The organism is Dyella kyungheensis (genome assembly GCF_016905005.1).
Taxonomy (GTDB): domain Bacteria; phylum Pseudomonadota; class Gammaproteobacteria; order Xanthomonadales; family Rhodanobacteraceae; genus Dyella; species Dyella kyungheensis.
This window is the reverse complement of the sequence record NZ_JADIKC010000003.1, coordinates 1,158,921-1,169,803: the sequence shown is the minus strand read 5'-3', so window position 1 is coordinate 1,169,803 and position 10,883 is coordinate 1,158,921. Positions and strand designations below refer to the sequence as shown.

The following is a 10,883-nucleotide window of genomic DNA, read 5'->3' as shown; positions in this document are numbered from 1 at the left end:
AGCCGAACCGTGTGGACAGGGCGCGAATCGGCGCTGATTACGACGGGCCACAGCTGATCCTTGGGCACACCGCAAGGCCACTCGCAAAGCGGTTTGTAGGCGTTATAGGTTTCTGCCCAACCGAAGTCGCCCATGTCGAACTCGCCACCTTCGACAAACACCATGTTGTCCACCGCGGTGACGACTTGTCGCAGTAGATCCTTCCGATCGTTTTCGGAAAGCTTTGGATAACGCGTCTCTACGCGTCGTTGAATGGCGTTGATCTGATCTACGTCAAGGGTTTGACTGGTTACAGCCAGCGTGGAATGACAGCCACTAAGCAGCGCCAGAGCGCAAGCAAATGAAGAAAGATATATCCGGAATTTCATGATTGATTCGAATTTGTTGAAGTCATACGTAGCGCGAATCAGCGTACTCAGGCAGCCATATATGGCGGGCGGCCATAACAACCTCCCATTTCTGTTGGCTGTCGACATAAGGCCATGGACGAATCGACTCCAACAAAGGGACACCCGGCGATACGTCGTTGGCCATGGCCAACTTGTCGATAAAGCTGTTGAACCGATTCTGCTGGTCCCTGGTCAGATAGCTATTAAGGCGGCGCACACTGTCGTAGGCCTTCACCGGACTGGCGTCGACACTCATACGTTCGAGTACCTTGATAAAGCGGCGCCAAGTTGTAGTGGATAATTGCAACACCTTAACGATGGCTTCCTCCTGCTCCTGGCCTATAACACCCACATAGGATTCGCTGAGCGCGAAGAGAACAGGACCAAGCACCTCGGGAGGCAGCTCATGTAAGGGAATCTGCTGACTGCCTGCTTGTAATGGCGTGCCACTTAGGATACGTCGAGCTAAACGCTGCCCTTCTGCGACGCCATCTTTACGGCGTGCCCACCAGCTCGTTATCGCTCCAGATCCCTTGGCCATGATCTGTTGAAATGTGGCTCGTGGATCGGCAAGCGCCTCGTAAGTGCCGCGATAGAAGTACTCAAACGCCTCCCTCTGCACAGCCAACAGCAGGTGGTAGTCCGCCGCATGGCCGGCCTTGTAGACAACTGCCACCAGATTGGCGACTTGCTCCAGGTCTACCGTGGTGCCAAACCCGCCCGCAGCGCCCGGTCCAAACACGAGCTGAGCTTTGGCGTGGAACTCCAGCCTACCGCGGGTATCGAGCTTGATTTCAAAATCAAACTCTCCGCCAATACCAAAAGCTACATTCCCCTCCGCCTTGACCTCCAGCAGCTGATTCCAGTTGGCGCCGGCATCCGGCTGGCGTTCGCCTTTGTAGCCGGTTTGCACTTTGTGCTGGTCGTCGGGCGAAAGCCATTCCACTTTGCCGGTGAGTGCACCGCCCGCCTGCGCACCGGCAAAAGCGTTGCCCTTGACCTGCACGGCGGCGCCCGGCTTTGAAGCCACGCTAGGTGTGGCGAGCATGGCCGTGCCGCCGGCGGGTGTGGCCTTCCACTTGGCCGAAGCGCCCGCCGAGCCGCTCACCGTGGCGCCTACAAAGCAACTCAGTTCCACACCACCGGTCAGGCGAAACGCGCCGAAGCGCAAATAGGCGGTCTTGCCGTCTGCATTTCGGTAAGGAAAGGTGCAGTCATATCCGCCCTTGTTGGGGAAATACTGCTTCAGCTCGACCTTGCCTTCGCCCAGGGCAAAGCTGGCCGAGCCTGCGATGCCCACGGCAACCTCGCCTTTGTGGGGATCGAAGCCGGACACGCTGGCACTGGCGCTGGCTGCGAAACGCAGCACGTGGGCTTCGGCGTTGGCCGCATAGGGCGCCGTGTCGCCGCCCTTGGTCGTCCAGTGCACTTCTTTGTGCAGCGCGTTCATGGCGCAGTCTTCAGGGACTTTCCAGGTCTTGAGCTTGACGCTCAGATTGCCCAGGGCCTTGGAACGGTCTTCCTTGACCTGCTTGCGAATATCGTCGATCAGCTTGCCTGCCATGGTTTTGAGATCGCCGGGAGTGCGCAGCACGGTGCTGGTGACGCTCTCGTACTGCTGGATGCGTTCCTTGTAACGGGCCGGAATGTAATAGCGTTTTTCAGTGCGGCCCAGCACGATGATTTCGACCACGCCGTAGACGGTACGCGAGGATCGGCTACCCGTGGCCGATGCGGTCTTGGTTTTGCTGGCACGATCGGCATCGGGCTTGGCCGCACTCGCGCTGCTGTCACTGTCACGGGAGATGGTCGCCAAACGCGCAGTAAGGCCCTTGATCTCCGCGTCGATCTGTTCGGTGACTTTGCGTTGAAGCTTGCCTACGTTGCCGTTGGCACCGATGTCCGAGGTTACCGGCCATAGAGTTTCGTAGTCCGCACGTTGCTTCTTGAGTTCGCTGATCTGTCCCTGGATGTCCTCGTCGCTCATCAAGAGCTTCTTGACGGCCTCATCGTCAATCAGGTTGCGTACGGCTAGCAGACCGGCATCCATCGCCTGCTTGGCCCACCGCCACTGTTGGCAGCCCATGCATGAACATTTGTCGCGAGTGCTTTTACCTGCCGGCACGCCGCAAGCAGGCGCGTTCTTGGCGCCACCAACGATGCCGCCGTAGTCCTTCATCACCTGGTCGACCTTGTCGGTCTCCTGCTTGAGCGCCTTGCGATCAGCCTCGGTGAGCATGTAGAAGGTTTCGCCATCACCCACGATATGCACCGCATCGACGACGTCTTCCTTGCAGCGATTGCCGGTACAGACGTGGGTGGAGACGGGACTATTGGCATATTTGGGCGGCGGCAGGGGCGCGGCCGCTGTGGGCGAGGCTGTCATGGATAGCTTCCTTGCGCGGAATGGGAGGAAGGACTCAGTTCTGCTTCGAGCAGCTCGAGGCGCTCGGCGCGGCTCAGGTCGTCGCGGGCAAGCACGGCCACGGCGGGAGGTGTGCGCCAGAAGCCGCCCGCGTTGGCGACGCGCAGGCGCATCCAGCGCTCCTGATCGGCAAGATCCCCATAGCCGTGCTCGTCGGCCGCTTTGAGCGCGACATAGGCCTGGTGAACGCCATCGAAGCCCTCCGGCAGATGGCTGGCATAGTCACCGGCGAATTGAATGGCGGTGTCCATTCGGCGCTCCTGCAGCAACATCGCCTGGCGAGCAGCGTCCAAGTTGAGCCAGGGCGACTGATGTTCGACGAAGGTAGGCGCAGGGGACGCCGCCCAGCGATACCAGCCCTCCGTGCCCCGCCAGGCGAAGGCTGCCACCGGGCCTGCAAAACGTTGGCGCTCCGCTGGTGTCAGCACGTTCAACAGGCCGCGCAACCAGCGAGGATCGAACCAGCGACAAAGCGTCGGCGTGCCGTCGGGGCCAAATGCCCTGTTGAGGCTGCGCGCATGCGTAGCGAGATCGCTCCATGTCGCATCGGCACGCAGCACGGCCGCGATGGCGAGTGGCTCATGCTCCATGCGCGCGATCAGGGCGGCGCATTGCGGCGCATCTGGCGCGAACACGGTCAGCAAGGGTCCCACCGGCGCGAGCGAGGTGTAGGCCGTGCCGGCGTACAGCGACTCGGCCCTCCAACCGGCATGCGTCTGATCTTGGTAAAGCTGTTCCGACAGTCCGCTGTCCTGCGCCAGGTCCACGATCAAGCACGCCTGATCGCTGTTGACGGCATCGAGCAGGGTGTCATACAGCGCAAGGCCGGGCAGACGCTCAGTGACGAAGGTGGATCTTGCAGCGTCCATCGCTGGCAAACTCGCAGTGTTGAGAGATCAGAAGCGGGCCTGCCAGGGCCGCCAGTACGTAGTGATCGGGGTCCAGCGCGGCGTCGAGGATGGGCGTTCCGAGCCCCGGCGCGCCGCCCACTTGGATGGGCACGCTGCTGTGGATGCCACTGGGGTCAAGCTTGATGAAATGGCCGCCGCCAGCGAGGGATAGCTGAAGGCCGCCATCACAGATCAGTTTGTCGCCCGCCTGCAAGTGAATTTCGCGGCCGGCACCGAGCAGCTGACTATCCCCTGCATGAATCGTCAGAGTGCCGCCGATGGACAGGCGATCATCCGCCGCCAGCTCAGTGCGGCGATCGCCCTGCACGCGTATGCGCTGCTCGGCCTTCAGCTCGCAAACGCTGTCACCCGTGACTTCGAGGTGGTATTCGTTGCCGATAGCGACGCGCTGGTCGTGCTGGATGCTCTCGGTGCGGTCATTGCCGATGCGCGTGACCTGGTTGTTGAGCACATCGCTGGTCTGATCGCGTTGGGCGCGCAGATACACATTCTCCATGCCCGCTTCGTCTTCGAAATGCAGCTCATTGTTGCCCTGCCCCTTATGGGTCTGGGTGCGAATGACGGTACGTGTCTTGTGACGTGGCAATTCATACGGCGGCGGCGTAGGTGAGTTATGCAGGCGGCTGATGATCACCGGTGTATCGGCGTCCCCCGATTCGAAAGCCACCAGAACTTCTTGTCCGATGCGCGGAATGGACTGGATGCCGTAGCCGGGGCCGGCGGCGGCCTGGCCGGCACGTACCCAACATGAGCTGTGCTCGTCGTTGTTGCCGTAATGATCCCAGGCAAATTGAACGAGCACTTCCCCTAGCCCATTGGTGAAAATTTCTTCGCCTTTCGGACCCACGACGATGGCCACCTGAGGACCGTCGATGCGCGGCTTGGGCAGTTGCGGGGCACGCCATTCGACCCTGTCGGGGATGACTTCGCCGGTGTACTCGTAATGGGTACCCACCGTTGCGGTCGCCGATTCGTTCTCCTGGCTGGTGGTCTGGGTCCCCTCATGCACGAGGTTCAGTACTCGCCAGCCAACATTCCAGTCCTCTCGCCCATGGCCCTCCATGTCGAAGGCGAGACCCGGTATCAAGCGGGCATCGTCGCCCCTGATCGACGCGACTTTTGCATCTCGGCGCAGAGCCAGCAGGCGGGCCTCGGTCTTTGGCTTGCCAATGGCATCATCGACGTAGCGGCCGGGATAGTTGAATTGCTGGTAATCGCCAGCCTGGTGATCGAGCTTGTCGCCGACACGCGTCAATCTATGGTTGTAGCGGGGGTTATGGTGGTCGTAGTTGCTTTGCACTTGCCGAGCCGTGCGCACCCGCTCGGTGTACTGAAACTTCGATAGACACGGTTGTGCCTGGTCGCCGCCCGGCGTGGCGTTGTAAAGAACGGGTCCTCCCTCGATCACCCCGTGGGTATAAAGGCGATCGCCCAGGCTTAAGGTCGAGCCCCGGGCGTCAAAGCGAAAAGCGAAGTAGATGCCGTGTTCAGCGCACAGGCGCTTGATGAAGTGAAGGTCCGTCTCGCCAGGCTGCACGCAGTAGGTGGTGGGCAGATGTTCGCGCGTGTAGTAGGCATCGATATCCTGGACGCCGGAACGAGCCAATGCCTGGGCTACGATGCCGGGGATGGTTGCATTCTGGTAAACGCGCCAATCGCTGCGCAGATCAGCACGCGACAGCAGCGGCTCCACCGTCACGGCGTAATGCGTTCGCCGAAATCCACTGTCTTTCTGGCAGAATTCGCTGACCACGCCGTGCACGTAGCGCTCGGCCTGTTCGCCGCGCCAGATAACGAAGGTTGCGTCCTGCTCCAGAACGCTGCCGAAGTCGATGTCAGGCTGGGGGCTGCTGAGTTCGAGCGTCAACATGAACGGCTCGCTCAGCGACTCCTGCAATCTGAAACTGATCACGCTGAGATCGAGATTTCCGCCCCCACCCGCGGAAACCGAGAACGAAAAGCGAAGATCAGACTGGCGCGGCACGACCCTTCCTTGGCAATCACTACGATTCCACACGATGCCCACTAGGCGCCGTTCGTGTAAGCCGGGCAAACCCCAATGAGGTCGTCAGGCTGAGCCGACAGTGTGCGTGAAGGGTGTCAGTACATGCCGCCTGGAGCCGACAGCGCGCTCCCTTCTTCGAACAGGCAGAAGACGCTGAGCTCGCCCAAAGCGCCTCTTTCTTCTTCCTGAAGCGCTATGTCGACGCTCAACGTTGCGCCTTGGCTGGATGCAGATCCTGCAACGTCGTCGGCAGCAGTTCGGCGACGGTGGGATGGATATGCACCGCATGCGTCACGGTGCGATACGGCGCATCCGCATACATCGTGTCGAGCAGGCAATGGATCGCCTCGTCGCCGCTGGCGCCAAGAATGGCCGCGCCCAGCAGGCGTTCGCTCTGCGCATCCACGATCACCTTCATGAAACCCAGCGTCTCGCCCCGTTCGACGGCGCGGCCCACGCGCGTCATCGGGCGCACGCCGACCTGCACGTCGTAGCCGCGCTGCAGTGCCTCGGTTTCGGTGAGCCCGATGCGCCCCAGCGGCGGATCGATATAGAGCGCATAGGCGGGAATGCGGTCGGTGATGCGGCGCAGTTCGTTGTCCAGCACGTTGGCTGCGACGATTTCATAATCGTTGTAGGAGGTGTGCGTGAACGCGCCGCGCCCGTTGCAGTCGCCCATGGCCCAGATGCCGTCGACGTTGGTTCGGCACTGATCGTCCACCACGATGTAACCGTGGTCGTCCCGCTCCACGCCAGCACGATCGAGGCCGAGATCGTCGGTATTCGGACGTCGCCCCACGGCCAGCAGAAGATCGGTGCCGTGCACGGCCATGCGCGGCTCCGCACATTCGGCGATGACGCAGATGGCGCCGGCCGAACCCTGCAGCTCGATGCATTCGGCGCCCAGATGCAGTTCGATGCCCTCGCGCTGGAGGATGTCCATCACGGCGGCGGATACTTCCGGATCCTCCCGGGGCAACAGGCGCTCGCTGCGCTCCACGATGGTCACGTTCGAACCGAAGCGGCGGAACATCTGTCCGAACTCCAGGCCGATGTAACTGCCGCCCACGATCACCAGGTGGCGTGGCAGCTCCTTCAGGTCCATCACGCCGACATTGGTGAGATAGGGCACCGTCTTGACGCCGGGAAAGTCCGGCTCCACGGCGCGGCCGCCCACGTTGAGGAAGAACTGATCCGCTTCGAGCAGCTGGTCGCCCACGCACAGGGTCCGCGGCGATTCGAATCGGGCATGCCCCCGGATGAGCGTGACATTGGCCATCCCGGCCACCCAGTTTTCCACGTTGCTGCGCGAGCGATCGGAAATGCCCCGCGTGCGCTCCCAGACGCGCTCCATGGCCACCGTGATGTCACCTGTGCCCACGCCATATTCGGCAGCACGGCGGCCGGTATGCGCCACGTATGCGCTCGCCACCATGGCCTTGGTGGGAATGCAGCCGGTGTTGACGCAGGTGCCGCCCATCAACTTGCGCTCGATCAGGGCGACCTTGCGGCCGGCCGCACCCAGTCGCTGCGCCAACGAAGGACCCGCCTGCCCCGCTCCCACCACGATGGCATCGAATCGCGTGTTCATGGCTGCCGCTCACACTGTCTGGAAAAGCCCAGCGTGGCACCACGACCTGCAAGGAAGCGTCAATGCGCCAGTCGAGCCGCGTGGATGGCCATGATGCGGTTTTCCTGCGAAGGCAGCACACGCAGCGGGAGCGTGGGGAAGCAGGGGGCGAGATGCGCGCCGATGCGTTCGCGGATGGCGGCGTCGTGCTCCCCGATGCCGCCGGTACATACCAGCAGGTCGATGCCGCCCAACACCACGGCCATTCCGGCGGCCTGCCGGGCGACCGACAAGGCGAACTGTTCCAGCGCGAGCGCAGCCAGTGGATTGCCTTTCGCCTCCGACAACTCACGCACATCGGCGCTCAAGCCCGAAATGCCGCGCAGACCCGAGCGGTGCTCCAGCAGGTCCTCCAGCTCCCGGGTATCCGTGTGTCCTTCGCGCAACAGGAACAGCAGTACTCCGGGGTCGAGATCGCCCGGCCGCGTTCCCATGATGATGCCGCCGGTGGGCGTCATGCCCATGCTGGTATCGATCGACCGGCCGTCGCGCACGGCGGTGAGGCTGGCGCCGCTGCCCAGATGCGCAATGATCAGTCGCGCCGGCACGTTCTCCATCTGTGCCAGGATCGATTCGCACGACAGTCCGTGAAACCCGTAACGCTGCACGCCTTTGGCCAACAGTTCGTGCGGCAGCGGAAGCACCCGTGCCGTATCGGGCAGGTCGCGATGGAACGCCGTGTCGAAACAGGCCACCTGGCGCGCCCGCGGCAACGCCTTCGTTGCATGCCTGAGCCACGCGAGCGCCGCCGGGACATGCAGCGGCGCGAAGCTGGCGGCCGCTTCGATCTTCTTCGTTACCGCTTCGTCGATCAGGCAATGCTCGCGCAGCCACGGGCCGCCGTGCACTATGCGGTGGGCGACCGCATCGATGGGGGCATCGCCGGCGAGTTGTTGCAAGGCGTCCAGCGCGGCGGCGTCGCTGTCCCCGGTCAACGCCTGGGTAACGGCCTTGCCATCCTGCCGGTAACGCAGCTGCCTGTGTTCGCCGCGCACATCGATCTCGCCTTCGGCGATGGCGTGCGTCTCGCCGTCGTCCACGCGATAGATGCCGAACTTGAGCGAGGAGGAGCCGACATTCAGGCTCAGCACGCTCATGCGGGTTGCCATTGCCAGTCGCGCACATCCGGCAGGTCGATGCCATGCTCGCTCACGTACAGGCGGTGCCGCTCGATATCGCTCCAGTAACGCTGCTCGGCCTCGGCGCGCAGCGGTGCGAGCCTTGGCACGCGGCGAATCACGTCCAGCGCCAACTGGAAGCGGTCGAGGTTGTTCAACACCATCATGTCGAACGGCGTGGTGGTAGTGCCCTCTTCCTTGTAGCCGCGCACATGGATGTTGTCGTGGTTGTGGCGACGGTAGGTGAGCTTGTGGATGATGCCGGGATAGCCATGGAACGCGAAGATCACCGGACGGTCGCGCGTGAACAGGCGATCGAATTCGTCGTGATCCATGCCGTGCGGATGTTCGTCGGACGTCTGCAAGGTGAGCAGGTCCACCACGTTGACCACGCGGACACGCAAGTCGGGCACGTATTGCCGCAGCAACGTCACCGCGGCCAGCGATTCCACCGTCGGTGCATCGCCGGCGCAGGCCATCACCACCTCCGGGTCGTCGTCGCCGCTGCCGGCCCAGTGCCAGATGCCGGCGCCCGCCGTGCAATGCGCGATCGCCTGTTCGATGTCCAGCCACTGCCAGTCGGGCTGCTTGCCGGAGATGATCAGGTTGACGTACTGGCGGCTGCGCAAGCAATGGTCCGCCACCGACAACAGGCAGTTGGCGTCGGGCGGCAGATAGATCCGCACGATCTCGGCCTTCTTGTTCGCCACGTGATCGATGAAGCCCGGATCCTGGTGCGAAAAACCGTTGTGGTCCTGATGCCACACATGCGAGCTGAGCAGATAGTTGAGCGAGGCGATCGGCGGCCGCCACGACATGGTGCGGGTCACCTTCAACCACTTGGCGTGCTGGTTGAACATCGAGTCGACGATATGGATGAAGGCTTCGTAGCAATTGAACAAGCCATGCCTGCCGGTCAGCAGATAACCTTCCAGCCAACCCTGGCACTGGTGCTCGCTGAGCATTTCCATCACGCGGCCGTCGGGCGCGAGGTTCATGTCGGTATCGATCGTTTCGGCCATCCATGTTTTCGGTGACGCCTCGTACACCGCTTCCAGCCGGTTGGAGGCGGTTTCGTCCGGGCCGAACAGGCGGAAATTGACCTCGTCGCGGTTGAGTGCCATCACCTCGCGCAACCAGCGCCCGAGGTTGCGCGTGGCCTCGGCCTTGAGCGCGCCCGGCCGTTCGAGTTCGAGAGCGTGCGTGCGAAAGTCCGGCATGCGCAGCGGCTTCAGCAAGCTGCCGCCGTTGGCATGGGGATTGGCGCTCATGCGTTGCTGGCCGGAGGGCGGCAGTTGCGCGAGCTCCTCGATCAAGGTGCCATTGCGATCGAACAATTCGTTCGGGCGATAGCTGCGCATCCATTGCTCGAGTATCGCCAGGTGCCCCGGCTTGCTCATGTCCGACAACGGCACCTGGTGCGCGCGCCAGGTGCCTTCCACCGGCAGGCCGTCGACAAAGGCGGGGCCGGTCCATCCCTTGGGCGAACGCAGCACGATCATCGGCCAGCGCGGCCGTTTCGCCGCTCCCGCACCGGCGCGCCGTGCGCGACCCTGGATGCGCTTGATGCGCGAAACGCACAGATCCAGCGCGGCAGCGAACGCTTCGTGCATCTCGCCCGGATCGCTGCCTTCGACGAACAGCGGATCGTGCCCGTAGCCCTGCAACAGATACTTCAGCTCGCGATCGCCGATGCGGGCAAGCACGGTGGGGTTGGCGATCTTGTAGCCATTGAGATGGAGAATCGGCAGCACCGCACCGTCGCGCGCCGGATTCAGGAACTTGTTGGAATGCCAGCTGGTGGCGAGCGGCCCGGTTTCCGCTTCGCCATCGCCGATGATGCAGCTGACGATCAGCTCCGGGTTGTCGAATGCCGCGCCGTACGCGTGCGACAGCGAATAGCCCAGCTCGCCGCCTTCATGGATCGAGCCCGGCGTTTCCGGCGCCACGTGGCTGGGTATGCCGTACGGCCATGAGAACTGCCGGAAGAGCTCGCGCAGGCCTGCCAGGTCGCGCCCCACGTGTGGATAGATTTCGGTGTACGAACCTTCCAGGTAGCTGTTCGCCACCAGGCCGGGGCCGCCGTGACCGGGGCCGATCACGTAGATCATGTTCAACGCGTGCTGCCGGATGATCCGGTTCAGATGCACGTAGATGAAGTTGAGCCCCGAGGTGGTACCCCAGTGCCCCAGCAGGCGCTGCTTGACGTGATCGAGCGTCAGCGGCTCGTGCAGGAGCGGATTGTCGCGCAGGTAGATCTGCCCGACGGTAAGGTAGTTCGCCGCATTCCAATAGCGCTGCATTCTGTCCAGCAGGACAGGGTCGAGTGACGGCATGGCGCGCATCCTTCATGAGCGGAACCCGACCGGAGATGCTGCCTTCAGTGGCGTGCAGGTCCCGTCATC

The 10,883-nt window shown here is 62.7% G+C and carries 7 protein-coding genes; all 7 read right to left on the bottom strand.

Features of this window, described 5'->3' with window-relative positions; all coding sequences use genetic code 11:
• The coding region (locus ISP20_RS09935) for a hypothetical protein (RefSeq protein WP_204635860.1) at positions 1 to 368 on the bottom strand (368 nt) is incomplete at its 3' end.
• Between the two features lie 22 nt (positions 369 to 390).
• On the bottom strand, positions 391 to 2,775 hold the full coding sequence (locus ISP20_RS09930) for a hypothetical protein (RefSeq protein ID WP_204635859.1): 2,385 nt from the start codon (positions 2,773 to 2,775) through the stop codon (positions 391 to 393).
• Positions 2,772 to 3,683, bottom strand: a complete 912-nt coding sequence (locus ISP20_RS09925) for a DUF4123 domain-containing protein (RefSeq protein ID WP_204635858.1) — start codon at positions 3,681 to 3,683, stop codon at positions 2,772 to 2,774. Before ISP20_RS09925 ends, ISP20_RS09930 begins: the two co-directional genes overlap by 4 nt.
• Entirely contained in the window at positions 3,652 to 5,709 is a 2,058-nt protein-coding gene (locus ISP20_RS09920) for a type VI secretion system tip protein TssI/VgrG (RefSeq protein WP_204635857.1), read from the bottom strand. The genes ISP20_RS09925 and ISP20_RS09920 overlap by 32 nt, the downstream gene beginning before the upstream one ends.
• 226 nt (positions 5,710 to 5,935) lie before the next feature.
• The gene (locus ISP20_RS09915; RefSeq protein ID WP_204635856.1) at positions 5,936 to 7,321 is read right to left on the bottom strand and encodes an FAD-containing oxidoreductase; all 1,386 of its coding nucleotides are present in this window, start codon (positions 7,319 to 7,321) and stop codon (positions 5,936 to 5,938) included.
• A 59-nt stretch (positions 7,322 to 7,380) separates the two neighbouring features.
• The gene (locus ISP20_RS09910) at positions 7,381 to 8,457 is read right to left on the bottom strand and encodes an acetate/propionate family kinase (protein WP_204635855.1); all 1,077 of its coding nucleotides are present in this window, start codon (positions 8,455 to 8,457) and stop codon (positions 7,381 to 7,383) included.
• Complete coding sequence (locus ISP20_RS09905; protein ID WP_204635854.1) at positions 8,454 to 10,823, bottom strand: phosphoketolase family protein; 2,370 nt, start codon at positions 10,821 to 10,823, stop codon at positions 8,454 to 8,456. The genes ISP20_RS09910 and ISP20_RS09905 overlap by 4 nt, the downstream gene beginning before the upstream one ends.
• Between the last annotated feature and the right edge of the window lie 60 nt (positions 10,824 to 10,883).

Bases quoted from the DNA above. Each gene is read 5' to 3' on its own strand.
- ISP20_RS09930 (WP_204635859.1), bottom strand. From the start codon at position 2,775: ATGACAGCCTCGCCCACAGCGGCCGCGCCCCTGCCGCCGCCCAAATAT.
- ISP20_RS09925 (WP_204635858.1), bottom strand. From the start codon at position 3,683: ATGGACGCTGCAAGATCCACCTTCGTCACTGAGCGTCTGCCCGGCCTT.
- ISP20_RS09915 (WP_204635856.1), bottom strand. From the start codon at position 7,321: ATGAACACGCGATTCGATGCCATCGTGGTGGGAGCGGGGCAGGCGGGT.
- ISP20_RS09910 (WP_204635855.1), bottom strand. From the start codon at position 8,457: ATGAGCGTGCTGAGCCTGAATGTCGGCTCCTCCTCGCTCAAGTTCGGC.
- ISP20_RS09905 (WP_204635854.1), bottom strand. From the start codon at position 10,823: ATGCGCGCCATGCCGTCACTCGACCCTGTCCTGCTGGACAGAATGCAG.